At 62.9% G+C, this 25463-nt stretch carries 18 protein-coding genes; 15 read left to right on the forward strand and 3 right to left on the reverse strand.

All coding sequences use genetic code 11. From position 1 onward, the window contains the following. Positions 1–88: 88 nt before the first annotated feature. Positions 89–2308 carry a primosomal protein N' gene (locus tag BVH01_RS01160; protein WP_075928579.1) on the reverse strand — a complete coding sequence of 740 codons (2220 nt, stop codon included), beginning with the start codon at positions 2306–2308 and terminating at the stop codon, positions 89–91. Positions 2309–2473: 165 nt separating this feature from the next. On the opposite strand from BVH01_RS01160, the gene rpmE reads away from it, so the two are divergent. The 4 genes from rpmE (at position 2474) to BVH01_RS01180 (ending at position 6311) form a co-directional block, all read left to right on the forward strand. After that, on the forward strand, positions 2474–2686 hold the full coding sequence (gene rpmE / locus BVH01_RS01165; RefSeq protein ID WP_070885964.1) for a 50S ribosomal protein L31: 213 nt from the start codon (positions 2474–2476) through the stop codon (positions 2684–2686). Positions 2687–2712: 26 nt separating this feature from the next. Then, the gene (locus tag BVH01_RS01170; RefSeq protein ID WP_075928580.1) at positions 2713–3510 is read left to right on the forward strand and encodes a thermonuclease family protein; all 798 of its coding nucleotides are present in this window, start codon (positions 2713–2715) and stop codon (positions 3508–3510) included. Then, positions 3507–4940 (forward strand): M48 family metalloprotease, encoded by a 1434-nt coding sequence (locus tag BVH01_RS01175; RefSeq protein ID WP_075928581.1) that lies wholly within the window; start codon positions 3507–3509, stop codon positions 4938–4940. The genes BVH01_RS01170 and BVH01_RS01175 overlap by 4 nt, the downstream gene beginning before the upstream one ends. Positions 4941–5042: 102 nt before the next feature. Further along, positions 5043–6311: a malic enzyme-like NAD(P)-binding protein gene (locus BVH01_RS01180; protein ID WP_075928582.1), complete on the forward strand. Its 1269-nt coding sequence runs from the start codon at positions 5043–5045 to the stop codon at positions 6309–6311. A 332-nt stretch (positions 6312–6643) separates the two neighbouring features. On the opposite strand, the gene BVH01_RS01185 is transcribed toward BVH01_RS01180, so the two are convergent. Beyond that, positions 6644–9082 (reverse strand): penicillin-binding protein 1A, encoded by a 2439-nt coding sequence (locus BVH01_RS01185; RefSeq protein ID WP_075928583.1) that lies wholly within the window; start codon positions 9080–9082, stop codon positions 6644–6646. Between the two features lie 181 nt (positions 9083–9263). Between BVH01_RS01185 and BVH01_RS01190 the strand changes: the two genes are divergently transcribed. From BVH01_RS01190 to hemE, 11 genes are all read left to right on the forward strand, one after another. Then, positions 9264–10328, forward strand: coding sequence for a pilus assembly protein PilM (locus BVH01_RS01190; protein ID WP_075928584.1), 1065 nt, complete (start codon positions 9264–9266; stop codon positions 10326–10328). Further along, a complete protein-coding gene (locus tag BVH01_RS01195; protein ID WP_075928585.1) occupies positions 10328–10900 on the forward strand; it encodes a PilN domain-containing protein in 573 nt (190 codons plus the stop codon). Before BVH01_RS01190 ends, BVH01_RS01195 begins: the two co-directional genes overlap by 1 nt. After that, entirely contained in the window at positions 10897–11520 is a 624-nt protein-coding gene (pilO, locus tag BVH01_RS01200; protein WP_075928586.1) for a type 4a pilus biogenesis protein PilO, read from the forward strand. The genes BVH01_RS01195 and pilO overlap by 4 nt, the downstream gene beginning before the upstream one ends. Continuing rightward, positions 11517–12035 (forward strand): type 4a pilus biogenesis lipoprotein PilP, encoded by a 519-nt coding sequence (pilP, locus tag BVH01_RS01205; RefSeq protein ID WP_075928587.1) that lies wholly within the window; start codon positions 11517–11519, stop codon positions 12033–12035. The genes pilO and pilP overlap by 4 nt, the downstream gene beginning before the upstream one ends. A gap of 54 nt (positions 12036–12089) precedes the next feature. Continuing rightward, positions 12090–14261 (forward strand): type IV pilus secretin PilQ, encoded by a 2172-nt coding sequence (pilQ, locus tag BVH01_RS01210; RefSeq protein ID WP_075928588.1) that lies wholly within the window; start codon positions 12090–12092, stop codon positions 14259–14261. A gap of 3 nt (positions 14262–14264) precedes the next feature. Next, positions 14265–14783 carry a shikimate kinase AroK gene (gene aroK, locus BVH01_RS01215; RefSeq protein WP_075928589.1) on the forward strand — a complete coding sequence of 173 codons (519 nt, stop codon included), beginning with the start codon at positions 14265–14267 and terminating at the stop codon, positions 14781–14783. A 51-nt stretch (positions 14784–14834) separates the two neighbouring features. Beyond that, positions 14835–15941 (forward strand): 3-dehydroquinate synthase, encoded by a 1107-nt coding sequence (gene aroB, locus BVH01_RS01220; RefSeq protein WP_075928590.1) that lies wholly within the window; start codon positions 14835–14837, stop codon positions 15939–15941. 7 nt (positions 15942–15948) lie between these two features. Then, positions 15949–17571, forward strand: a complete 1623-nt coding sequence (locus tag BVH01_RS01225) for an AAA family ATPase (protein ID WP_075928591.1) — start codon at positions 15949–15951, stop codon at positions 17569–17571. A gap of 203 nt (positions 17572–17774) precedes the next feature. Next, the gene (gene gltB / locus BVH01_RS01230) at positions 17775–22223 is read left to right on the forward strand and encodes a glutamate synthase large subunit (RefSeq protein WP_075928592.1); all 4449 of its coding nucleotides are present in this window, start codon (positions 17775–17777) and stop codon (positions 22221–22223) included. Positions 22224–22325: 102 nt separating this feature from the next. Beyond that, positions 22326–23744: an FAD-dependent oxidoreductase gene (locus BVH01_RS01235; RefSeq protein ID WP_075928593.1), complete on the forward strand. Its 1419-nt coding sequence runs from the start codon at positions 22326–22328 to the stop codon at positions 23742–23744. A gap of 198 nt (positions 23745–23942) precedes the next feature. Next, positions 23943–25010 carry a uroporphyrinogen decarboxylase gene (gene hemE / locus BVH01_RS01240; protein WP_075928594.1) on the forward strand — a complete coding sequence of 356 codons (1068 nt, stop codon included), beginning with the start codon at positions 23943–23945 and terminating at the stop codon, positions 25008–25010. A gap of 6 nt (positions 25011–25016) precedes the next feature. On the opposite strand, the gene BVH01_RS01245 is transcribed toward hemE, so the two are convergent. After that, the gene (locus BVH01_RS01245) at positions 25017–25418 is read right to left on the reverse strand and encodes a DUF2141 domain-containing protein (RefSeq protein ID WP_075928595.1); all 402 of its coding nucleotides are present in this window, start codon (positions 25416–25418) and stop codon (positions 25017–25019) included. Positions 25419–25463: the final 45 nt, after the last annotated feature.

Genomic DNA, 25463 nt, shown 5'->3' on the forward strand with positions numbered 1-25463 from the left:
CTGCGCATTATAAAAGCAGCCGCAGGTCGCAGGCCACCGGCGGCAAGGAAAAGCGCGCGGCAGTTGTCTCTGGATGCGAGCCGGGTACTCAGAACAGGTCGATCGGGTCCACATCCAGCGACCAGCGCACCGCGCGGCCGCTGGGCAGGCTTTCCAGGATCAGCAGCCAGTGCGCCAGCAGCTTGTGCAGCGGCGCCCGGGCGTTGCCCTGCAGCAGCAATTGCGCGCGGTAGCGCCCGGCTCGGCGCTCCATGGGCGCGGGCACCGGGCCCAGCAGTTCGATGCCGCTCAGCGCCAGTTCGTTCAGCAAGTGCTCAGCCTCGCTGCAGGCCTCGTCGAGAAAACCTTCCGCCTGGCCGGGCTTGTGCGCTTCGGCACGCAGTAGCGCCAGGTGGCAGAACGGCGGCAGGCCGGCAGCGCGGCGTTCGCTCAGCGCCTGGTCGGCGAAGGCGAAATAACCTTGTTCGGTCAGCTGTACGAGCAGCGGGTGGTCGGCCAGATGGCTTTGAATGATTACCTTGCCCGGCTCCTCGGCGCGGCCTGCGCGGCCGGCGACCTGGACGATCAACTGGGCCATGCGTTCGCTGGCGCGGAAGTCGGCGGAAAACAGTCCGCCGTCGGCATCGAGGATCGCCACCAGGGTGACGCGTGGAAAATGGTGCCCCTTGGCGAGCATCTGGGTGCCGACCAGAATGCACGGCTCGCCGCGCTGTACGGTGTTGAACAGCGTATTCATCGCCTCCTTGCGCGAGGTGCTGTCGCGGTCGACACGCAGCACCGGCACGTCCGGAAACAGAATCTCCAGGCGTTCTTCGGCGCGCTCGGTGCCAGCGCCCACCGGGCGCAAGTCGACGTTGTTGCAGCTCGGGCAGTTGCTGGGCTGGCGCTCGGCGTGGCCGCAATGGTGGCAGCGCAGCTCGCGGCTGCGCTGGTGCACGGTCATGCGTGCATCGCAGCGCGGGCATTCGGACAGCCAGCCGCATTCGTGGCACAAGAGCGTCGGCGCGAAGCCGCGGCGGTTGAGAAACACCAGCACCTGCTGGCCGGCTGCGAGGGTCTGGGTGATGGCCTGCTGCAGCGGCGGCGACATGCCGGCATCGAGCGGCCGGCTCTTGATGTCCAGGCGCAGGAAGCGTGGCGGCTGGGCGCCGCCGGCGCGCTGGTTCATGCGCAGCAGGGCGTAGCGGCCACTGTGGGCATTGTGCAGGCTCTCCAGCGAGGGCGTGGCCGAACCGAGCACGATCGGCACGTCTTCCTGGTGGGCGCGCACCACGGCCAGGTCGCGGGCGTGGTAGCGCAGGCCTTCCTGCTGCTTATAGGAGGCGTCGTGCTCCTCGTCGATGATGATCAGCCCCGGACGCTTCATGGGCGTGAACAGCGCTGAGCGCGTGCCGATGATGATGTCGGCCTCGCCGTCGCGTGCTGCCAGCCAGGCGTCCAGACGCTCGCGGTCGTTGACCGCCGAGTGCAGCAGGGCGATGCGTGCGTTGAAGCGGCGCTCGAAGCGCGCCAGGGTCTGTGGGCCCAGATTGATCTCGGGAATCAGTACCAAGGCCTGCTTGCCGGCTTCCAGGGTCTCGCGAATCAGCTGCAGATAGACCTCGGTCTTGCCGCTGCCGGTCACGCCGGCCAGCAGAAAGGCGTTGAAGCCATCGAAGCCGGCGCGCACCGCCTCGGCCGCGGCGCGCTGCTCGGCATTGAGTGGCAACTCAGGCTGGGCCAGCCAGTTGGCGTGGCGCTCCGGGCTGCTCAGACGGCGCACTTCGACGCGCACCAGGCCCTTCTCCTGCAGCAACTGCAGGCTGTCGCGGTTGATCTGCAGCTGGCTGAGCAGTTGGTGGGCGACGCCGTGAGGGTGCTGGGCGATGGTTTTCAGGGCCTCGCGCTGGCGCGGCGCGCGGGCCAGGCGGGGATCATCCAGGTGGGCGTCCTTGGCGATCAGCCAGAAGCGCTCCTGGCGCGCTTCGGCGGCTTCGCCCTGGCGCAGCAGCACCGGCAGCGCCCAGCTCAGCGTATCGCCCAGGCTGTGCTGGTAATACTGGGCGGTCCATTGGCACAGGCGCATGAGTGCAGGCGGCACCGGGGCTTGTAGATCGAGCAGTTGCAGCGCGGGCTTGAGTTTGCTGGCGGGTACGTCGCTTTGGTCTGTGATCTCGATCAGCACGCCGATCATCTCGCGGCGGCCGAAGGGCACGCGCAACCGTGCACCGGGCTGCAGGTCGCGGGCCGACACGCCGGGTGGAGCGAGGTAGTCGAACAGCCGGCGCAGTGGCGAGGGCAGGGCGAGTCGCAGGATGACGTCGGGCACGCAGAGGCTCCAGGCAGGCGAGGCGCAATAGTAACAGGCCATGTGCGACGGCCGGTAACAGCGAGTTGGTTGCATCATGGGCCGGCTCTGGTATGATCCGCGGCCAACCTAAGTGCGGTACCTGACAATAGTGTCGGGTGGCGGCACAAAACCTGAGGAAGAATCATGAAAGCCGATATCCATCCGGAATACGTCGCCATCGACGCCACCTGCAGCTGCGGTAACGTCATCAAGACCCGCTCCACTCTGGGCAAGCCCCTGAGCCTGGACGTCTGCTCCGAGTGCCACCCGTTCTACACCGGCAAGCAGAAGGTGCTGGACACCGGCGGCCGTATCGATCGCTTCAAACAGCGTTTCGGTGTGTTCGGCGCCAAGTAAGCGACCGAGCAGCGAAAGAGGCCCACATGGCTGTTTTCGCATCATTGAAAAAGGCGTCCCTGGTGGGCGCCTTTTTCGTTTCTGTCTTTTGCCTGCCTGCCCACGCGCTGTGCCCAGCGCCCGGCAAGTTGCCGCAGGTCAAGGTGCAGCGTGTGGTCGATGGTGATACGGTGCGCCTAGCCGATGGCCGCAACGTCCGCCTGATCGGCCTCAATGCCCCCGAGCTGGCGCGCAAGGGCCGGCCGGCCGAGCCATTCGCCGAAACTGCCCGTGAGCGGCTTGCCGAGCTGGTGGCTGCCAATGGCGGGAGGGTGGGCGTGCAGGTGGGCGAGCAGAAACAGGATCGCTACGGCCGTACCCTGGCCCATCTCTACGATGGCGCTGGCAACAATCTGGAAGCGCAACTGCTCTCCGAAGGGCTTGGCCAACTGGTGGCGATCACGCCGAATGTGGCGTTGGTCGTCTGTCATCGTGAGGCCGAGCGTCAGGCACGTGGTGCTCGGGCCGGCCTCTGGGCGCAGCTTCGACCGCTGCCGGCCCGCGCGGTACGCAGCGGTGGTTTCGTGCTGCTCGAAGGGCAAGTGCAGCGTGTCGAGCGCAATCGTGGTGGCGTCTGGATCGAGCTGGGCAATTCGGTGGTGCTGCGTATTGCGCCGCAGGTGCTGGATACCTTCGCCGCGGCGGATCTGCGCGATCTTCAAGGCAAGCGGATCGAGGCGCGGGGCTGGATGATCGACCGCTCCCGCGGCGGCGGCCTCAAGGCTGGCCAGGCCCGCTGGATGTTGCCCCTGACCCATGGCGCCATGCTGGAGGTGCTGCGATGAGGTTGTGTTTGTTGGTTCTGATGCTGGCGACCCTGGCGGGCTGTGCGGTGAATCCGGCCACCGGGCGCACCGACTTCGTGATGATGAGCGAGGCCCAGGAGCTGTCCATCGGCCGTGATGCCCATCAGCAGATACTCAAGCAATACCCGCGCTACCCCGATGAAGCCCTGCAGGCCTACGTGCAGCAAGTCGGCGAGCGCGTGGCGCGGCACAGTCACCGCGGTCAGCTGGATTATCACTTCACCGTGATCGACAGCCCGGACATCAACGCCTTCGCCCTGCCGGGCGGCTACATCTATATCCATCGCGGGCTGATGGCTTACCTGAGTTCAGAGGCCGAGCTGGCGGCCGTGCTCGGTCATGAGGTCGGCCACGTGACCGCCCGCCACGGCGTGCGCCAGCAAAGCCAGTCGACCGCCTGGGGAATTCTCGGCCAGGCGGTGGCCATGGGCACCGGCGTCGGGGCCGCCGCCGACGTGACGGGTGTGCTGGGCAATGCCGTGGTGCGCGGTTACGGTCGCGACATGGAGCTGGAGGCCGATGGCCTTGGCGCCCAGTATCTGGCTCGCGGTGGTTACGACCCGCAGGCGATGATCGAGGTGGTCGAGGTGCTCAAATTGCAGGAAGACTTCGCCCGTGACCAGGCCGCTGCGCGCGGTGAGCAACAGCCGGTCGGCAGCTACCATGGCCTTTTCGACACTCACCCGGATAACGACCGTCGCCTTCAGCAGGTGATCGGCCCGGCCCGAGCCCTGGTAGGCGGGCAGCAGGTGGTCAACCGCGACGCATTTCTACAGCGCTTGCAGGGTCTGCCGTTCGGTGATTCGGCCGAGAGCGGTATTCGTCGCGGCGAGCGCTTCTATCACCGTGACCTCGATTTCACCCTGGCATTCTCCAAGGGCTGGAGCATCGTCAACCAGCCGCAGCAGCTGGTCGGCCAATCGCCGGACAAGCAGGTGCTCGTTGCCATGACCCTGGAAGACAACCCGCGCGGTCTCGACGCCGCAACCCTGCTCAAGCAGCGCATCGGCGGTCGGCGCCTGCTTGGTGGCGAGGCGCTGCAGCAGGCCGGGCTGCAGGGTTATACCGGACTGATCGAGGGCAACGTACCGCGCCGGGTGGCGGCGATTCTCAAAGGCGACAAAGCCTACCTGTTCGTCGGTGCGGTCAAGGGTCGCGCCGCCAGCGCCACGGAAGATGCCCAGATGCTCGCCGCCATCGGCAGTTTCCGACCGCTGCAGGCGGCCGAGCGCAAGCTGGCCGAGCCGCTGAGGTTGCAACTGGTTCGCGTGGCGGCAGGGCAGAGCGTCCGGTCGCTGGCGGCTGCCAGCGGCTTGCCGGATGACGCCGAGGCGACGCTGCGACTGCTCAACAATCTTTATCCACAGGGCGAGCCTCGCCCCGGTGATTGGTTCAAAACGGTTCGCTGAGGCACGTTTGCAGGCTGACTGCATAGTCTTGTGCAGGCCCCCGCAGATTGCGTATCCTCGGCCGCCTGCCAGTCAATAGCCCAAAAAAGCGGAAATGCCACTATGTCTGATCTGAAAACTGCCGCTCTCGAATACCATGAGAAGCCCCGTCCGGGTAAGTTGAGCGTCGAGCTCACCAAGCCCACCGCCACTGCCCGTGACCTGTCGCTGGCCTACAGCCCGGGTGTTGCCGAGCCAGTGCGCGAGATCGCTCGCGATCCGGAGCTCGCCTACCGTTACACCGGCAAAGGCAACCTGGTGGCAGTTATTTCCGACGGCACCGCGATCCTCGGCTTGGGCGACCTCGGCCCGCTGGCCTCCAAGCCGGTCATGGAAGGCAAAGGCGTGCTGTTCAAGCGCTTTGCCGGCGTCGACGTGTTCGACATCGAAGTCGATGCCGAAAGCCCGCAGGCCTTCATCGACACCGTCAAGCGCATCTCCATCACCTTCGGTGGCATCAACCTGGAAGACATCAAGGCGCCCGAATGCTTCGAAATCGAGCGCGCCCTGATCGAGCAGTGCGACATCCCTGTTTTCCACGATGACCAGCACGGTACCGCGATCGTCACCGCAGCCGGCATGCTCAACGCCCTGGAAATCGCCGGCAAGACCCTGCCGCAAGCCAAGATCGTCTGCCTGGGTGCCGGCGCTGCAGCCATCTCCTGCATGAAGCTGCTGGTGAGCATGGGCGCCAAGGTCGAGAACATCTACATGATCGACCGCAAAGGCGTGATCCACGCTGGCCGCGATGACCTGAACCAGTACAAGGCGGTATTCGCCACCGAAACCGACAAGCGCACCCTGGATGACGCGCTGACCGGCGCTGACGTATTCGTCGGCCTGTCCGGCCCGGATCTGCTGAGCGCCGAAGGCCTCAAGCTGATGGCGCCGAACCCGATCGTGTTCGCCTGTTCGAACCCGGATCCGGAAATCAAGCCGGAGCTGGCCCACGCCACCCGCAACGACGTGATCATGGCCACCGGTCGTTCCGACTACCCGAACCAGGTCAACAACGTATTGGGCTTCCCGTTCATCTTCCGTGGTGCGCTGGACGTTCGCGCGACCCGCATCAACGAAGAAATGAAGATCGCTGCGGCCAACGCCCTGCGCGAGCTGGCCAAGCTGCCGGTTCCCCAGGACGTATGCGACGCCTACGGCGGTATCAAGCTGGAGTTCGGCCGCGAGTACATCATTCCGAAGCCGATGGATGCTCGCCTGATCAACGTGGTGTGCGATGCCGTTGCCAAGGCGGCCATCGAGAGCGGCGTGGCGACCCTGCCGTATCCGAAGCACTACCCGCTGCAATCGGTCAACGACGTGTTCAAGGGCTGAGTCGTTCAGCCGGCAATGAAAACCCGCTTCGGCGGGTTTTTTATTGGGCGCGTTTCGAGCTGTTGATGCGTGCTGCAGGGTATCGCCGGCTAGAGCCTGTTCACGATCTTTATGCGCATGAAGCGACAGCTACAAGGCAGGAGCAGACACTCAAGCCAACCTGTGGGAGCCCCGACCTCGGGGCGAAACGATTGCAGCCTGACTGCCTATTTCGGCGGTGCCTGAGCGATTCGCCGCGAGGTCGCGGCTCCCACGATGGATCGGATAACGGCCGCTCCCGCCACTTTGCAGTCAAAATCGACGAGCCTGGGCTGAAAGATTATGAACGGGGCTTAGAACAGATCGATCGGTGCGCTCTCGTCTGCGGGCAGCGGGCTGTTCGGTGCGCCCATGCCTGGGTCGAATTCGTTCATCGGCGGCGGTGAGTCTTCGCTCTTGAACAGTTCGAAATACGCGTCTGGCGTTCCTGGGGCTGCAGCACGGCCGCTGCGTGGATCGACGCGCAGGGTGAGAATGCCATCCGGCTCGGCGGGGGTATGGCTGGGCTTGTCCTTGAGTGCGGCGCCCATGTAGTTCATCCAGATCGGCAGGGCAACGGTGCCACCGTATTCATGGCGGCCGAGGCTTTCCGGCTGATCGAAACCGGCCCATACGGTGGTCACGAAATCGGCGTTGTAGCCGGAGAACCAGCTGTCCTTGGATTCGTTGGTGGTACCAGTCTTGCCAGCCAGATCGGTGCGGCCCAGGGCCATGGCCCGGCGCCCGGTGCCGCGCTTGATCACATCCTGCAGCATGCTGGTCATGATGTAGGCGGTGCGCTCATCGAGGATACGCTCGGCGGCGGCCGGCTCCGGCGCATCCGGCAGTTGCTCGGGCGCCGCCTCGGCGGTGCTCATCACGCCTTCCTCGTTGACCGGCGGCGGTACCTCTGGCTTGGCTGCGTTGGGCACGGTCGGCGGATTGGCGATGAACAGTGGGTCGCCATGGCGGTTGTCGATACGCTGGATCAGGTAAGGCTGAACCTTGTGGCCGCCGTTGGCGAAGGCCGTCCAGCCGGTGGCGATTTCCATCGGCGTCAGGTTGGCGGTGCCGAGTGCCAGGGACAAGTTGCGGGGCAGGTCCTGGCGATTGAAGCCGAAGCGCTCGATGTAGTTCAGCGTGTTCTCGATGCCCATGGCCTGCAGCAGGCGGATCGATACCAGGTTGCGCGACTTGTACAGCGCTTCACGCAGGCGGATGGGGCCAAGGAAGGTGTTGGTGTCGTTCTTCGGTCGCCAGACCTGGTCCATGTAGTCATCGACGAACACGATCGGCGCGTCGTTGACCAGGCTGGAGGCGGTGTAGCCGTTGTCGAGCGCGGCACTGTAGATGAAGGGCTTGAAGCTCGAGCCGGGCTGGCGCTTGGCCTGTACGGCACGGTTGTAGTTGCTCTGCTCGAAGGAGAAGCCGCCGACCAGGGCGCGGATGGCGCCGTTCTGCGGGTCGAGCGAGACCAGGGCACTTTGCGCACTGGGCAGTTGCGCGAAGCGCAGGCTGCCATCGTCCTGGCGCTGCACGCGGATCAGGTCACCGATCTGCGCTACGTCCGCCGGTTGCTGCGGACGCGGCCCCAGGCTGTTGGTATTGAGGAACGGGCGGGCCCATTTCATGCTGTCCCACGACACCGCTTCTTCGTCGCCGCGACGGGTCAGCACCAGAATGCCGCTCTTCTCGACCTGGGTGACGATCGCCGGCTCCAGGCCGCCGCGCAGGCCTTGCTTGCTCAGTTCGGTCTGCCAGGTTTCCCGGGTCATGCCGGGCAGGCGGCTTTCCGGGCCGCGATAGCCGTGGCGTTGGTCGTATTCGATCAGGCCATCGCGCAGGGCCTTGTTGGCCATGACCTGCAGGTCGCTGGGTACCGTGGTGGTGACGTTGAAACCCTGGGTGTAGGCGTCGCTGCCGTAGCGGCCGACCATTTCGGCGCGGGCCATCTCGGCCACGTAGGGTGCGGGTACTTCGGGTGTGGGCACGTGATAGCTGGCGTCCACCGGCTCGGCCAGGGCGGTTTCGTAGCGCGCCTGGTCGATACGGCCCAGGCGATACATGCGGCCGAGAATCCAGTCGCGGCGCTCTTTGGCTCGGGTCGGGTTGGTCAGCGGGTTGAAGGCCGAAGGTGCTTTGGGAAGACCGGCTATCGTCGCAAGCTGCGAGAGGCTCAAGTCTCGGATGGATTTGCCGTAATAGACTTGGGCGGCGGCCTCGATGCCGTAGGCGCGGTGACCCAGGTAGATCTTGTTGACGTACAGCTCGAGGATTTCGTTCTTGCTCAGCTCGCGCTCGATTTGCAGGGCGAGCAGAATCTCGGTGATCTTGCGCGAGAAGCTGCGCTCGCTGGTGAGGAAGAAGTTCTTCGCCACCTGCATGGTGATGGTGCTGCCGCCGGATTGAATTTGACCTGTTTTCAATAATTGCGTGGCAGCGCGCATCAGGCTCGTAAGATCAACGCCATAATGGTTTGCGAAGTTATCGTCTTCGGCAGCCAGCAACGCGCTGGTGAAGTCGGGCGGTATGTCGGCGAAGGCGATGGGCGAGCGGCGCATCTCCCCGAATTCGGCGATGAGTTTTCCGTCGCTGCTGTACACGCGAAGCGGGATCTGCAGCTCTATACTGCGCAAGGCATCGACAGAGGGTAGGGTCGGGCTCAGGTAGAGGAAGGCACCACTGACGGCGAGTACCAGCGCACAAAAAACGGCGATGACGGACCAGCAGAAAAACTTCAGCAAACGCATCAAGATTTTTGGATTTCCAGATAAAAGAATGAGTTAAGCGGAAGACAAAATGAAAAGGCAAAAGCTGATCACATTATAAGCGTTTTTTTTGCTGGGGAGCCATTTGCGCTTCTGTCAAGTCTGCTATTTAATGTGGAAAAACATAAATCATCCGTAAGTTATGGATGTGAATAGGAAATCGGTCGTGCTAGGGCTCTTCAGTAAAAAAGCGAATACGCTTTTGGGGATCGATATAAGTTCGACCTCCGTCAAGCTCCTCGAATTGAGTCGCTCAGGTAGCCGCTACAAGGTAGAGGCCTACGCTGTCGAGCCACTCCCCGCCAATGCCGTGGTCGAAAAGAACATCGCCGAGCTCGAGGGTGTCGGCCAGGCCCTGTCGCGCGTTCTCGCCAAGGCCAAGACCAGCGTGCGCTCGGTTTCCGTGGCCGTTGCCGGCTCCGCGGTGATCACCAAGACCGTCGAGATGGAAGCGGGCCTGTCGGACGACGAGCTGGAGAACCAGCTCAAGCTCGAGGCCGATCAGTACATTCCTTACCCTCTTGAAGAGGTGGCGATCGACTTCGAAGTTCAGGGCATTTCGCCTCGCAACCCCGAGCGGGTCGAAGTGCTGCTTGCAGCTTGCCGCAAGGAAAACGTCGAAGTTCGCGAGGCCGCCCTGGCCCTTGCCGGCTTGACCGCCAAGGTAGTGGATGTCGAGGCCTATGCCCTCGAGCGTGCCTATGACCTGCTGGCCGAGCAACTCGGCGGCGTGCACGACGAGCTGACCGTCGCGGTCGTCGATATCGGCGCGACCATGACCACGCTCAGCGTGCTGCACAATGGTCGCACCATCTACACCCGCGAACAGCTGTTCGGTGGCCGCCAACTGACCGAGGAAATTCAGCGTCGTTACGGCCTCTCCGTCGATGAGGCCGGGCTTGCCAAGAAACAGGGCGGCCTGCCCGACGATTACGAAAGCGAAGTGCTGCAGCCGTTCAAGGACGCCTTGGTACAACAGGTGTCCCGCTCGCTGCAGTTCTTCTTCGCCGCCGGCCAGTACAACGATGTGGATTACATTCTGCTGGCTGGTGGAACCGCTTCCATCCCGGATCTCGATCGCCTCATTCAGCAGAAGATCGGTACCCAGACCCTGGTTGCCAACCCCTTCGCGGACATGGCCCTGAGCGGCAAGGTCAACGCGGGAGCGTTGGCCAGTGATGCACCGGCGCTGATGATTGCCTGCGGCCTGGCGATGAGGAGTTTCGACTGATGGCGCGCATTAACCTCCTTCCCTGGCGCGAGCAGCTTCGCGAAGAGCGCAAGCAGCGCTTCCTGGTGTCGCTGGGCGGCCTGCTGGTCGCCGCAGCGGCATTGATCTTCCTGGGCGACCAATACCTCAACGGTGAGATCGAGAATCAGCAGGCTCGTAACGACTTCGTGCGCAAGGAAATTGCCGTGCTCGACACCCGCATCGCGGAAATCAGCGAGCTGCGCACCCGCCGCCAGCAGTTGCTGGAGCGGATGAAGATCATTCAGGACCTGCAGGGCAACCGCCCGATCATTGGCCACGTGTTCGACCAGTTGGTAAGAACGCTGCCTGATGGTGTGTATTTCACCGGGGTGAAAATGACCGACAAGACCATCGCCATCGTTGGCGCGGCCGAGTCGAACAGCCGAGTTTCCAAACTGATGCGTGATATGGATGCCTCCGACTGGCTGACCGCACCCAACCTGACCGAGGTCAAGGCGGTTACCGCCGGTGCAGTGGATCAGGCCAATACCTTCCAGCTGACCGTGCAGCAATCCAAGCCCGTCAAGGAAGAAGCGGAGGTCAAGCCATGAGCCTGAATGATTCTCTGGCCAGCCTGCGCAAGGTCGACATCAACGATCTCGATCTGAACAACATCGGCTCCTGGCCCGCTGCGGTCAAGGTGATCGCCGGTATTCTGGCCGTCGTGCTGGTTCTGGTGCTCGGCTACAACTTCCACCTGAAGGATCTGCAGGCCACGCTGGATCAGCAGCGTCTGGACGAGCAATCCCTCAAAGAGCAGTTTTCCACCAAGGCGTTCCAGGCGGCTAACCTCGAGGCCTACCGTGAGCAGATGAAGGAAGCTGAAATTTCCTTCGGTGCTCTGCTCAAGCAACTGCCCAGCGATACCGAGGTGCCGGGTCTGCTCGAAGACATCACCCGTATTGGCCTAGACAGCGGTCTGGAGTTCGAGGAGATCAAGTTGCTACCGGAAGTCACGCAGCCTTTCTATATCGAACTGCCTATCCAGATTCAGGTGGTCGGCGGCTATCACGACCTGGCGACCTTCGTCAGCGGCGTCGCCAGCCAGCCGCGAATCGTCACGCTGCACGATTTCGAGTTGGTGCCGGCCGAGCAGGGCAGTACCTCCAAGCTGCGCATGAAGGTTCTGGCCAAGACCTATCGCTACAACGACAAGGGGGCACACCAATGAAACGTGTCCTTGTACCTGGCTTGTTGCTGGCGACCCTGAGTGGTTGCGGCGGCGGTGACTTCAGCGACCTGCAGGCCTATATGGATGAAGTGCGGGCGCGGCCGAAGGGCCAGATCGAGCCCTTGCCGCAACCTGAACCCTACGAAAGCTTCACCTACAGTGCTGCCGCTTTGCGTAGCCCATTCCAGCCGCCCGTGAAGATCGATGTGGTCGCTCGGGCGAAAGGCAGCAAGGAAATCAAACCCGACGAAACGCGCGTGAAGCAGTTCCTCGAAGGGTTCAATATCGAGCTGTTCGAGATGGTCGGCACGCTGGCCAATGACAATGGTTCGTTCGCTCTGGTGAGCGGTGCGGGCGGCGTACATCGCGTCAAGGTTGGGGATTACCTGGGACGCAATGAAGGCCGCATCGTCGCCATCGACAGCGCCAAGATCGACGTGGTCGAGATCGTCCCGGACGGTGATGGCGGCTGGCTCGAGCGTCCTCGTACCCTCACTCTGAAGGAACGCTCCTGAGGAGCGAGGTGAACCATGAACAGAAATAACCGGTCTGCCAAACGGAACCCAAGCATGAACAGCTCTCTCTCTCGCCTAAGCATTTCGCTGCTGGTGGCAATGCTCTCTCCTGCCGCTCTGGCCGCCAACCTGCAGGCGCTGGACGTGGCGGCTCTGCCGGGCGACCGCGTCGAGCTGAAACTGTCCTTCGATGAGCCGGTGGCGGCGCCGCGCGGCTATACCATCGAGCAGCCGGCGCGTATCGCGCTGGACCTGCCAGGGGTGTCCAACAAGCTGGGCGTGAAGAACCGTGAACTGGGCATGGGTAACGCGCGCAGCGTCACCGTGGTCGAGGCCAAGGATCGTACGCGGTTGATCATCAACCTGACCAATCTGTCGCCCTACAACACCCGCACCGAAGGCAATAACCTGTTCGTGCAGGTCGGTACCGGCGTAGCCACTTCGTCAACTACCACGGCAGCTGCGCCGGTGAGTGCGCCTGCGCCAGCAGCGGCCCGCCCGGCTCAGGCGGCAACGCCTGTTGCGGCGCCGGCAGCACCGAAGGTATTCGGCGCGGTTAACAAGTCGATCAGCAATATCGACTTCCAGCGCGGCGAGCAGGGTGAGGGTAACGTTGTCATCAACCTGTCCGATGCGTCTGTCAGCCCTGATATTCAGGAGCGTGGCGGCAAGATCATCCTGAATTTCAACCGCACCCAGCTGCCTGAAGCCCTGCGTGTGCGCCTGGACGTCAAGGACTTCGCGACCCCGGTGCAGTTCGTCAGTGCCAGTGGCACCGGCGATGACGCCAGCATCGTCATCGAGCCTGTTGGGGCTTTCGATTACCTGGCCTACCAGACCGAGAACAAGCTGACCCTCAGCGTCAAGCCGCTGACCCAGGAAGATGCCGACAAGCGTCAGGCCGAGCGTTTCGCCTATACCGGCGAGAAGCTGTCGCTGAACTTCCAGGATATCGACGTGCGCTCGGTGCTGCAGCTGATCGCCGATTTCACCGACCTGAACCTGGTCGCCAGTGACACGGTAGCCGGCAACATCACCCTGCGCCTGCAGAATGTGCCTTGGGACCAGGCGCTGGATTTGGTGCTGAAAACCAAGGGTTTGGACAAGCGTCAGGTCGGCAACGTATTGCTGGTTGCGCCGGCAGAAGAGATTGCCGCCCGTGAGCGTCAGGAGCTGGAGTCGCAGAAACAGATTGCCGAGCTGGCCCCATTGCGTCGTGAGCTGATTCAGGTCAACTATGCCAAGGCAGCTGATATGGCGAAGCTGTTCCAGTCGGTGACTAGTGCAAACGGTGGTGTGGCTGATGACCGTGGCTCGATCACTGTCGATGAGCGCACCAATAGTATTATTGCTTATCAGACTCAGGAACGGTTGGATGAGCTGCGTCGCATCGTAGCCCAGTTGGATGTAGCGGTTCGTCAGGTAATGATTGAGGCGCGTATTGTTGAAGCTAACGTCAACTACGATAAAGCGCTCGGAGTTCGCTGGGGCGGCGGTGCTAGAAATGGGGGGTGGGATATTAGCGGTAAAGATGGTGTCCAGGCGTTCGACGAAGATACTGGTCAGCGGATAAATGTGGGGACTGATCGGATTGGTCAGAACTTTACGCTTGATGACGGGCTCGCGCGTCTGCCTTTCGTTGATATGGGAGTTGCCGGCAGTACCTCTGGTATCGGTATTGGTTTCCTCAGTAATAACGTTGTACTAGATCTACAATTGTCGGCTATGGAAAGCTCGGGTAACGGTGAAATCGTCTCACAGCCGAAGGTTGTTACTTCTGATAAGGAAACGGCAAAGATCCTCAAGGGGCAAGAGGTTCCTTACCAAGAGGCTAGCTCTAGTGGTGCAACATCAACTTCTTTTAAAGAAGCAGCGCTCTCTTTGGAGGTTACTCCGCAGATTACCCCGGACAATCGAATAATCATGGAGGTCAGGGTTACTAAGGATTCGGCAGATTATCAGCGTGCGATCAATGGCGGGGCACCGCCGATCAATAAAAATGAGGTCAATGCTAAGGTTCTGGTTGCCGACGGCGAAACTATCGTCATCGGCGGTGTATTTGAAAATACGCAAAGTAAGGCGGTCAGCAAAGTGCCATTCCTCGGAGACGTGCCTTACCTAGGCCGTCTGTTCCGTCGCGATATCGTGCAGGACAACAAGACCGAGTTGCTGGTTTTCATCACTCCGCGCATCATGAACACCTCTGCGGTGGCCGTGAGTCGGTAATTTGTGCGTAATCTGATCCTTGTCGGCCCGATGGGTGCTGGAAAAAGTACTATCGGGCGTTTGCTTGCCAAAGAGCTGCGGTTGCCATTCAAGGACTCCGACAAGGAGATCGAACAGCGTACCGGTGCCGATATACCCTGGATTTTCGATGTCGAGGGTGAGCAGGGTTTCCGCGAGCGCGAGCAGGCGGTGATCTGTTCGTTGTGCGAATCCGATGGTCTGGTGCTGGCTACTGGCGGTGGTGCGGTTTTGCGACCACAGAACCGCCAGGCACTGCGCGACAGTGGCCGGGTTGTCTATCTGCATGCCTCCGTGGAGCAGCAGATCGACCGTACCGCCCGTGATCGCAACCGGCCTTTGCTGCGTGCCCCCAATCCGGGGCAGGTACTGGCAGATCTGCTCGCCATCCGTGATCCGCTCTATCGGGAAATCGCTGACGTGATCATCGAGACCGACGAGCGTCCGCCGCGAATGGTGGTTCAGGAAATTCTCGAGCGGCTGGAAGCGCTGGCGCCCCGTTAATGACAGGGCAGAACTGCGCTATCCTAGAGCCCTTTTTCAATCGGGGGCTCCATGCAAACACTTCATGTTGATCTCGCTGAGCGCAGCTACCCCATTCATATCGGGGCTGGCCTGCTGAGCCGCGCCGACTTGCTGGCGCCGCACATCGTCGGGCGCCAGGTGGCGATCGTCACCAACGAGACCATCGCGCCGCTGTATCTGCAAGCGCTGCAGGACACGCTCGCCGATTACCGCGTCACCCCGATCGTGCTGCCCGATGGCGAGGCGTTCAAGAACTGGGAAACCCTGCAGAGCATTTTCGATGGCCTGCTCGGCGCGCGCCATGACCGGCGCACTACAGTCCTGGCCTTGGGCGGCGGGGTGATCGGCGATATGGCCGGTTTCGCTGCAGCTTGCTATCAGCGTGGCGTGAACTTCATCCAGTTGCCGACTACGCTGCTGTCCCAGGTCGATTCCTCCGTAGGTGGAAAGACCGGTATCAATCATCCGCTGGGCAAGAACATGGTCGGTGCGTTCTACCAGCCGCAAGCCGTGCTGATCGATACGCGCAGCTTGGACACCCTGCCGCCGCGTGAGCTGTCGGCGGGCCTGGCCGAAGTCATCAAGTACGGGCTGATCTGTGACGCGCCGTTTCTCGACTGGCTCGAGGAGAACATGGCCGCATTGCGCAGCCTGGATCAGGCCGCCTTGACCGAGGCCATCGAGCGCTCCTGTGCGGCCAAGGCCCGGGTGGTCGGTGCCGACGAGAAGGAAACCGGCGTGCGCGCCACCCTGAATCTGGGGCATACCTTCGGTCACGCCATCGAGACGCAGATGGGCTATGGCGTCTGGTTACATGGTGAGGCCGTGGCGGCAGGAACGGTGATGGCCCTGGAGATGTCTCATCGCCTGGGCTGGATCGATGCGGACGAGCGCGATCGTGGTATCCGTCTGTTCCAGGCTGCCGGCCTGCCTGTGGTGCCGCCGCAGGATATGACGCCTGCGCAGTTCCTGGCGCACATGGCCGTGGACAAGAAGGTGCTGGATGGTCAATTGCGCCTGGTGCTGCTGCGCTCGCTGGGCGAGGCGGTGGTGACCAGCGATTACCCGGCAGACATATTGAGTGCCACCCTGGCCGCCGATTACCCGGCGCTGGTGGTCCGGCTTAACAATCAGTGAGTATTCAATGACCAGTTTGCACGCCGACGAAGCATTTCTCGATCACTACCAGTTCACCCACGACCCGTTCGCGGCGCGGGTACCTGGTTTCAAGTTCTTCCCGGCGCAACGCAAGCCGGTGCTTGGGCAGCTGCATCACCTGGCGCGCTATAGCCAGTTGCTGCTGGTGGTCACCGGCCCAGAGGGCAGCGGCAAGACCCTGCTGCGTCAGGCGCTGGTCGCCAGCACCAACAAGCAGGCCGTGCACAATGTGGTGGTTTCGGCTCAGGGCGCTGCGGATCCTGCGACCCTGATGCGCCACATCGCCCAGGGTTTGAATACGCAGCAGACCGATCGTGCCTCACTACTCGGTCAGGTCGGCCAGCTGTCGCTGACCGGGCAGGAGGTCTACCTGCTGATCGACGACGCCGAGGAGCTCAGCGACGCGGCGATCGACGAGCTGCTGATACTGGCCCAGGGCAATGCAGAGGGGCGCCCTCACGTCTTCCTGTTCGCCGACACCGATCTGATCGCCCGCCTGGATGCCCTGAGCAACGGCGAAGAGTCGTTCCACGTCATCGAACTGGAACCGTACAGCGAAGACGAGACCCGTGAGTACCTGGCCGTACGCCTGGATGGTGCGGCCCAGGGCATCGAGCTGCTGTCCGATGAGCAGGTCGAGCTGATTCACGAGCGTTCTGGCGGTTGGCCTGGTGAGATCAACCGGGTCGCGCGCGAGGTGCTGATCGACGCCATGGCCGCCCGCCGTGGCGCGGTGAAGGGTGGTGGTTTCGCCTTCAAGCTACCCAAGAAGCATCTGTTGGCGCTTGGCGTGGTGGCCGTCGGCGTGGCGGCAGCCCTGTTGATGCAAGGTCGCTCGGAGTCCACCGATGCACCGGCTCCGACCCAGGCTCAACTGCCCATGGACAGTGCGCCGCCGCCTCAAACGGCGCCAGGCGCTCCGGCTGGTGCCGAGCAGGGCGCTGATGGCAAGCCACCGATCGAGTTCGCCGGCAGCAATCAGCCATTGCCGTTGCCCCTGGTAGGTCAATCCCAGCCGGTCATCCGTCAGCCGCTGGCCCAGGCCGCGGGTGAGACCGAAGGTGAGGCGAACGTGGAGCTGCCGGAGTCCACGCCGACCGCGCCGGTCACCGTGCCGCCGACTGCCGCGCAGAACGTGCCTGCACCGACGCCTGCTCCGGCGCCGCAAGTCGCCACGCCGGCTGCGCCGCAGCCCAAGCCAGTTGAACAACCCAAGCCCGTTCAGCAGCCGAAACCGGCAGAGCAAGCCAAGCCGGCGACGCCACCTGCTCAGGCAACTCGGCCCGCACCAGCGACCCAGGCGCCGGCGACGGCGGGCGGCTCGCAAGCCAATGCCTGGTATGCAGCGCAGAACAAGAGCCATTACACCCTGCAGGTGCTGGGTACCAGCACGGAAGCCAGTGCGCGCTCGTTCGTCAGCCAGAACGGTGCCCAATACCGCTACTTCAAGAAGATGCACCAGGGTAAGCCACTTTTCGTCATCACTTATGGTAGCTTTGCCAGCCGCGATGCCGCCCAGGCTGCCGTGAAGACCTTGCCTGCCAAGGTTCAGGCCGGCAAGCCGTGGCCGAAGACCTTCGCCAGCGTCACCCAGGAAATGGCCAACTGATCGAAAGAGCCCGCTACGCACAAACTGACGTAGCGGGCTCTTTCGTTTTTGCGACATTTTATTCCTGTTTTTCGTCACATTGTTCTTTGTGACGTCTATCTCGCTATGTACAATGCCCTCCGTTTGCCTGCGCAACGCGGCGTCTAGACCTGCGCGCGGATTAGAGAAAACGCCTGAAAAAGGCTGTCTGGTGAGAGTCCCTTATGAAAGCAGGTTTGTACCGTCCTGATGAGTTCAAGGATAACTGCGGCTTCGGCCTGATCGCCCACATGCAAGGTGAGGCCAGCCATCACCTGTTGCAGACGGCGATCGAAGCACTGACCTGCATGACCCACCGCGGTGGTATCAACGCCGATGGCAAGACCGGTGACGGTTGCGGTTTGCTGATTCAAAAGCCCGATCTGTTCCTGCGCGCCATCGCCAAGGACACCTTTGGCGTCGAACTGCCCAAGCAATATGCCGTTGGCATGGTCTTCCTCAATCAGGATGACGCCAAGGCCAGCGCTGCCCGCGAGAACATGAACCGCGAGATCCAGGCCGCGGGCCTGAACCTGGTCGGCTGGCGCAAGGTACCGCTGGATACCAGCGTGCTCGGCCAGCTGGCGCTCGAGCGTTTGCCGCAGATCGAGCAGGTGTTCATCGGCGGTGAAGGCCTGAGCGATCAGGAATTCGCCATCAAGCTGTTCTGCGCCCGTCGCCGTTCCTCGGTGGCCAATGCCGCCGACACCGAGCACTACATCTGCAGCTTCTCGCACAAGACCATCATCTACAAAGGCCTGATGATGCCGGCCGACCTGCAGCAGTTCTACCCGGACCTGGGTGACGAACGCCTGCAGACCGCCATCTGCGTGTTCCACCAGCGCTTTTCCACCAACACCCTGCCGAAGTGGCCACTGGCTCAGCCGTTCCGTTTCCTGGCCCACAACGGCGAGATCAACACCATCACCGGCAACCGCAACTGGGCCCAGGCGCGCCGTACCAAGTTCGAGAACGGCCAGATCCCGGCCCTCGACGAACTCGGCCCGCTGGTCAACCGCGTCGGTTCCGACTCCTCGAGCATGGACAACATGCTCGAGCTGATGGTCACCGGCGGCATCGACCTGTTCCGCGGCGTGCGCATGATCATTCCGCCGGCCTGGCAGAACGTCGAGACCATGGACGCCGACCTGCGCGCGTTCTACGAATACAACTCCATGCACATGGAACCCTGGGATGGTCCGGCCGGCGTGGTGCTGACCGACGGTCGCCATGCCGTGTGCCTGCTCGACCGCAACGGCCTGCGCCCGGCGCGCTGGGTGACCACCACCAATGGCTACATCACCCTGGCTTCGGAAATCGGCGTGTGGAATTACCAGCCCGAGGACGTAGTCGCCAAAGGCCGTGTCGGCCCGGGCCAGATCCTCGCCGTGGACACCGAAACCGGTCAGGTGCTGACCACCGACGACATCGACAACCGCCTCAAGTCGCGTCACCCCTACAAGCAGTGGCTGCGCAAGAGTGCGTTGCGTGTGCGCGCGACCATGGAAGACAACGACCATGGCTCGGCCTTCTACGAGGCCGATCAGCTCAAGCAATACATGAAGATGTTCCAGGTCACCTTCGAGGAGCGAGACCAGGTGCTGCGCCCGCTTGCCGAGCAGGGCCAGGAAGCGGTCGGCTCCATGGGTGACGACACGCCGATGGCGGTACTGAGCCAGCGCGTACGCTCGCCGTACGACTATTTCCGCCAGCAGTTCGCCCAGGTCACCAACCCGCCGATCGACCCGCTGCGTGAAGCCATCGTCATGTCGCTGGAGATCTGCCTCGGGGCCGAGCGCAATATCTTCGAGGAATCGCCCGAGCACGCCATTCGCGTCATCCTCAGCTCGCCGGTGATCTCTCCGGCCAAGTGGCGCACCCTGATGAACCTGGACCGCCCGGGCTTCGAGCGGCAGATCATCGACCTCAACTACGACGAGTCGATCGGCCTGGAAGCGGCCGTGCGCAACATGGCAGATCAGGCCGAAGAAGCCGTGCGTTCCGGCAAAGTGCTGCTGGTGCTGACCGACCGCCATATCGCGCCGGGCAAGCTGCCGGCCCACGCCGCACTGGTCACTGGCGCGGTGCACCACCGCCTGACCGAGACCGGCCTGCGTTGCGACTGCAACATTCTGGTGGAAACCGCCACCGCCCGTGACCCGCACCATTACGCGGTGCTGATCGGTTTCGGCGCCTCGGCGGTTTACCCGTTCCTGGCCTACGAAGTGCTCGGCGACCTGATCCGCACCGGCGAAGTGCTGGGCGATCTGTACGAAGTCTTCAAGTACTACCGCAAGGGCATCTCCAAAGGCCTCTTGAAGATTCTCTCGAAGATGGGCATCTCCACCGTCGGCTCCTACCGCGGCGCCCAGCTGTTCGAAGCCGTTGGCCTGGCCGACGAGGTCACCGACCTGTGCTTCCGCGGCGTGCCGAGCCGCCTCAAGGGCGCACGTTTCGTCGATCTGGAAGCCGAGCAGAAGGCCTTGGCTGGCGAAGCCTGGAACAACCGCAAGGCGATCCAGCAGGGCGGTTTGCTCAAGTTCGTCTATGGCGGCGAATACCACGCCTACAACCCGGATGTGGTCAACACCCTGCAGGCCGCGGTGAAACAGGGCAGCTACGAGAAATTCAAGGAATACACCGCGCTGGTGGATACTCGCCCGGTGTCGATGTTGCGCGACCTGTTGCAGGTCAAGCTGGCCGACCAGCCGCTGAGCCTGGACGAAGTCGAGCCGCTGGAGTCGATCTTCAAGCGTTTCGACGCTGCCGGTATTTCCCTCGGCGCGCTGTCTCCGGAGGCCCACGAAGCGCTGGCCGAGGCGATGAACCGCCTGGGCGCGCGCTCCAACTCCGGTGAGGGCGGCGAAGACCCGGCGCGCTACGGCACCATCAAGAGCTCGAAGATCAAACAGATCGCCACTGGCCGTTTCGGCGTGACCCCGGAATACCTGGTCAACGCCGAGGTGCTGCAGATCAAGGTCGCCCAGGGCGCCAAGCCGGGCGAGGGCGGTCAGTTGCCAGGCGGCAAGGTCAATGGCCTGATCGCCAAGCTGCGCTATGCGGTGCCGGGCGTGACGCTGATCTCGCCACCGCCGCACCACGACATCTATTCCATCGAAGACCTGGCGCAGCTGATCTATGACCTCAAGCAGGTCAACCCCAGCGCCCTGGTCTCGGTGAAGCTGGTCTCCGAAGCTGGCGTCGGCACCATCGCTGCTGGCGTCGCCAAGGCCTACGCCGACCTTATCACCATCTCCGGCTATGACGGCGGTACTGGCGCGTCGCCACTGACCTCCATCAAGTACGCCGGTGCGCCGTGGGAACTGGGCCTGGCGGAAACCCACCAGACCCTGCGCGGCAACGACCTGCGCGGCAAGGTACGGGTACAGACCGACGGCGGCCTGAAAACCGGCCTGGACGTGATCAAGGCCGCTATCCTCGGCGCCGAAAGCTTCGGCTTCGGCACCGCGCCGATGGTCGCCCTGGGTTGCAAGTACCTGCGCATCTGCCACCTGAACAACTGCGCCACCGGCGTGGCCACCCAGAACGACAAGCTGCGCAAGGACCACTTCATCGGCACCGTCGACATGGTGGTGAATTTCTTCACCTATGTGGCCGAGGAAACCCGCGAGTGGCTGGCCAAGCTGGGCGTGCGCAGCCTCGGCGAGCTGATCGGGCGTACTGACCTGCTCGACGTGCTGCCAGGCGAAAGCGCCAAGCAGAACCACCTGGATCTGACCCCGTTGCTGGGCAGCGACCACATCCCGGCGGACAAGCCACAGTTCTGCGAAGTCGACCGCAACCCGCCGTTTGACCAGGGTCTGCTGGCCGAAGAAATGCTGTCGATGGCCAAGTCGGCCATCGATGGCGCCACTGGCGGCGAGTTCGAACTCGACATCTGCAACTGCGACCGTTCCATCGGGGCCCGCGTGTCTGGGGAGATCGCCCGGGTGCATGGCAACCAGGGTATGGTCAAGGCGCCGATCACCTTCCGCTTCAAGGGCACAGCCGGGCAGAGCTTCGGTGTGTGGAACGCTGGCGGCCTGAACCTGTACCTCGAAGGCGACGCCAACGACTACGTCGGCAAGGGCATGACCGCTGGCAAGCTGGTGATCGTGCCGCCCAAGGGTAGCCCGTTCGCCACTCAGGACAGCGCCATCATCGGCAACACCTGCCTGTACGGCGCCACGGGCGGCAAGCTGTTCGCCGCGGGCACCGCGGGCGAGCGTTTCGCCGTGCGCAACTCCGGCGCCCATGCGGTGGTCGAGGGGGTGGGCGACCACTGCTGCGAATACATGACTGGCGGTTTCGTCTGCGTGCTGGGCAAGACCGGCTACAACTTCGGTTCCGGCATGACCGGCGGCTTCGCCTATGTGCTCGACCTGGACAACAGCTTCTACGACCGCGTGAACCATGAGCTGGTGGAAATTCAGCGCATCAACAGCGAGTCCATGGAGGCCTACCGTAGCCACTTGGAGCGCGTGCTGGTCGAATACGTCGAAGAGACGTCGAGCGAGTGGGGCCGTAACCTGTTGGAAAACCTGGACGACTACCTGCGCAAGTTCTGGCTGGTCAAGCCCAAGGCCGCGAACCTCAAGTCGCTGCTCTCCAGCATCCGCGCCAACCCGCAATAAGCAGCTTCAAGCGGCGTGCCCTGACAGCAGGGCCGCCGCTCAACGTGATTGTCTCGCAGCTTTGGGCGTATCGCCCGGCGCTGCTGCTAAGAGGTTTATGACATGGCTGAACGTCTGAATAACGACTTCCAGTTCATCGAAGTCGGGCGTAAAGACCCGAAGAAAAAGCTGCTGCGCCAGCGCAAGAAAGAGTTCGTCGAGATCTACGACACCTTCAAGCCGGCCCAGGCCAGCGACCAGGCGCATCGCTGCCTGGGTTGCGGCAACCCGTATTGCGAGTGGAAGTGCCCGGTGCACAACTTCATCCCCAACTGGTTGAAGCTGGTATCCGAAGGCAACATCCTGGCCGCCGCCGAGCTGAGCCACCAGACCAACACACTGCCGGAAGTCTGCGGCCGCGTATGCCCGCAGGATCGTCTCTGCGAGGGCGCCTGTACCCTCAACGACGGTTTCGGCGCGGTGACCATCGGTTCGGTGGAGAAGTACATCACCGATACCGCTTTCGCCATGGGCTGGCGCCCGGACATGTCCAAGGTCAAGCCGACCGGCAAGCGCGTTGCGGTGATCGGCGCCGGCCCTGCTGGCCTGGGCTGTGCCGATGTACTGGTGCGCAACGGCGTGACCCCGGTGGTGTTCGACAAGAACCCGGAAATCGGTGGCCTGCTGACCTTCGGCATCCCCGAGTTCAAGCTGGAAAAGAGCGTGCTCAGCAACCGCCGCGAAGTGTTCACCGGCATGGGCATCGAGTTCCGCCTGAACACCGAAGTGGGCAAGGACGTCACCCTGCAGCAGCTACTGGATGAGTACGATGCCGTGTTCATGGGCATGGGTACCTACACCTACATGAAAGGCGGCTTCCCTGGTGAAGACCTGCCGGGCGTCCACGATGCTCTGGATTTCCTGATCGCCAACGTCAACCGCAACCTCGGTTTCGAGAAGTCGCCGGAAGACTTCGTCGACATGAAGGGCAAGCGCGTCGTGGTGCTCGGCGGTGGCGACACCGCGATGGACTGCAACCGCACCTCGATCCGCCAGGGCGCCAAGGCGGTGACCTGTGCCTACCGTCGCGACGAAGCGAACATGCCGGGCTCGCGCAAGGAAGTGAAGAACGCCAAGGAAGAGGGCGTGAAGTTCCTGTTCAACCGCCAGCCCATCGCCATCGTTGGCGAAGACCGGGTGGAGGGCGTCAAGGTGGTCGAGACCCGTCTCGGCGAGCCGGATGCCCGTGGCCGTCGCAGCCCCGAGCCGATCCCGGGCTCCGAGGAGATCATCCCGGCCGAAGCCGTGCTGATCGCCTTCGGCTTCCGCCCGAGCCCGGCGCCGTGGTTCGAGGAGTTCGATATCCGTATCGACACCCAGGGCCGTGTCGTCGCTCCGGAAAAGGCCACCTTCAAGCACCAGACCAGCAACCCGAAAGTGTTCGCCGGCGGTGACATGGTGCGCGGCTCCGACCTGGTGGTCACCGCCATCTACGAGGGCCGCAACGCCGCCGAAGGGATTCTCGACTACCTCGGTGTCTGAGTCCTTCGCCTCGTGACGAAGCCGGCCAAGTGCCGGCTTCGTCGTTTATGGCGCCGTGCTGACCTGGGGCAATGCGCCGTGCGATTGCTTGCCTCATCCTCCCGCGCCTGCGGCACGGCGTCCCACTCCGTGCCTTTTAAAGCCTGCTCTGCGACAATGTGCGCACTTTTTGCTCACCGCTTCTGCCCGGGAATACCCATGACTGCCCTGAAGAACGACCGCTTCCTTCGCGCCCTGCTCAAGCAGCCCGTCGACGTCACGCCGGTGTGGATGATGCGCCAGGCCGGTCGTTATCTGCCCGAATACCGCGCCAGCCGCGCCAAGGCCGGGGACTTCATGAGCCTGATGATGAACCCCGAGTTCGCCTGCGAAGTCACCCTGCAGCCCCTCGATCGCTACCCGCAGCTCGATGCCGCGATCCTCTTCTCCGACATCCTCACCATTCCCCATGCCATGGGCCAGGGCTTGTATTTCGAAACCGGCGAAGGCCCGCGTTTCAGGAAGGTGATCAGCAGCGCTGCCGATATCGACGCACTGCCGATTCCCGATCCGGAACAGGACCTGGGTTACGTGATGGACGCGGTGCGCACCATCAAGTCGGCCCTGAACGGCCGGGTGCCGCTGATCGGCTTTTCCGGCAGCCCCTGGACCCTGGCGACCTACATGGTCGAGGGCGGCTCGTCGAAGGATTTTCGCAAGATCAAGGCAATGCTCTACGACAATCCCGAAGCCATGCACGCTTTGCTCGACAAGCTGGCCCGCTCGGTGACCGCCTACCTCAATGGGCAGATTCGAGCGGGTGCCCAGGCCGTGCAGATCTTCGATACCTGGGGCGGCAACCTGTCGTCGGCGGCGTACCAGACGTTCTCGCTGGCCTACATGCAGAAGATCGTCGACGGGCTGATTCGCGAGCAGGATGGCCGCAAGATTCCGGTGATCCTGTTCACCAAGAATGGCGGTCTGTGGCTGGAGTCCATGGCGGCCACCGGCGCCGACGCGCTGGGCCTGGACTGGAGTTGCGACATCGGCGAGGCGCGCCGCCGCGTCGGCAGCCAGGTGGCCCTGCAGGGCAACATGGACCCGACCGTGCTGTACGCCAAGCCGGCAGCGATCCGCGCCGAAGTCGCACGTATCCTCGAAAGTTATGGCAGTGGCAGCGGCCACGTCTTCAACCTGGGCCATGGCATCACCCCGGAAGTCGACCCGGCTCACGCGGGTGCCTTCCTCGAAGCCGTTCACGAGCTGTCGGCCGCTTACCACAGCTGATTGCGGTCAGTCCGTCTGCGCCTTGCCGCGGGCTGGGTGCAGGCGGATGTCGACCAGCGTGTCGTCCTCGCCATGCTCGAATGCGGCGGCCCGGGGTTTGGGTTTGCCTTTGAGTAACGTGGGGTTGTTGGAAAAGCCAACAGGTTCCAGGGGGATGCCACGCGGGCTCAGGTCGAGGCGGCCGTTGCCGTTGCTGTCCTGGTAGAGTTGCAGGGCAAAACGCCCGGGTGGCACGTCCTTGAGGATCAATTGAGCACCTTCGCCGTGCAATTCGCGAAGCATCGGCTGCCAGTCGTCCTGGCTGGCATCCACCAGGGCGAGATACAGCCTGGCCGGGCTGTGGTTGCCCTCCACCCGTATCAACAGATCCCCGGCCTGGGCCGATAACGGGCCGAGCAAGAGAACCACTGCACAGCTCGTGCAGTGTTTGGTTACGATTTGAAGAAGTCTCTG

Source organism: Pseudomonas sp. PA1(2017) (assembly GCF_001945375.1).
Classification (GTDB): domain Bacteria; phylum Pseudomonadota; class Gammaproteobacteria; order Pseudomonadales; family Pseudomonadaceae; genus Aquipseudomonas.

What these genes read in the sequence shown, in the direction of transcription:
- pilP (WP_075928587.1), top strand. Translation starts at nt 11,517, where the DNA reads ATGAAACGTGTCCTTGTACCTGGCTTGTTGCTGGCGACCCTGAGTGGT.
- BVH01_RS01225 (WP_075928591.1), top strand. Translation starts at nt 15,949, where the DNA reads ATGACCAGTTTGCACGCCGACGAAGCATTTCTCGATCACTACCAGTTC.
- hemE (WP_075928594.1), top strand. Translation starts at nt 23,943, where the DNA reads ATGACTGCCCTGAAGAACGACCGCTTCCTTCGCGCCCTGCTCAAGCAG.
- BVH01_RS01235 (WP_075928593.1), top strand. Translation starts at nt 22,326, where the DNA reads ATGGCTGAACGTCTGAATAACGACTTCCAGTTCATCGAAGTCGGGCGT.
- aroB (WP_075928590.1), top strand. Translation starts at nt 14,835, where the DNA reads ATGCAAACACTTCATGTTGATCTCGCTGAGCGCAGCTACCCCATTCAT.
- pilO (WP_075928586.1), top strand. Translation starts at nt 10,897, where the DNA reads ATGAGCCTGAATGATTCTCTGGCCAGCCTGCGCAAGGTCGACATCAAC.
- BVH01_RS01180 (WP_075928582.1), top strand. Translation starts at nt 5,043, where the DNA reads ATGTCTGATCTGAAAACTGCCGCTCTCGAATACCATGAGAAGCCCCGT.
- pilQ (WP_075928588.1), top strand. Translation starts at nt 12,090, where the DNA reads ATGAACAGCTCTCTCTCTCGCCTAAGCATTTCGCTGCTGGTGGCAATG.
- gltB (WP_075928592.1), top strand. Translation starts at nt 17,775, where the DNA reads ATGAAAGCAGGTTTGTACCGTCCTGATGAGTTCAAGGATAACTGCGGC.
- rpmE (WP_070885964.1), top strand. Translation starts at nt 2,474, where the DNA reads ATGAAAGCCGATATCCATCCGGAATACGTCGCCATCGACGCCACCTGC.
- BVH01_RS01175 (WP_075928581.1), top strand. Translation starts at nt 3,507, where the DNA reads ATGAGGTTGTGTTTGTTGGTTCTGATGCTGGCGACCCTGGCGGGCTGT.
- BVH01_RS01170 (WP_075928580.1), top strand. Translation starts at nt 2,713, where the DNA reads ATGGCTGTTTTCGCATCATTGAAAAAGGCGTCCCTGGTGGGCGCCTTT.
- BVH01_RS01195 (WP_075928585.1), top strand. Translation starts at nt 10,328, where the DNA reads ATGGCGCGCATTAACCTCCTTCCCTGGCGCGAGCAGCTTCGCGAAGAG.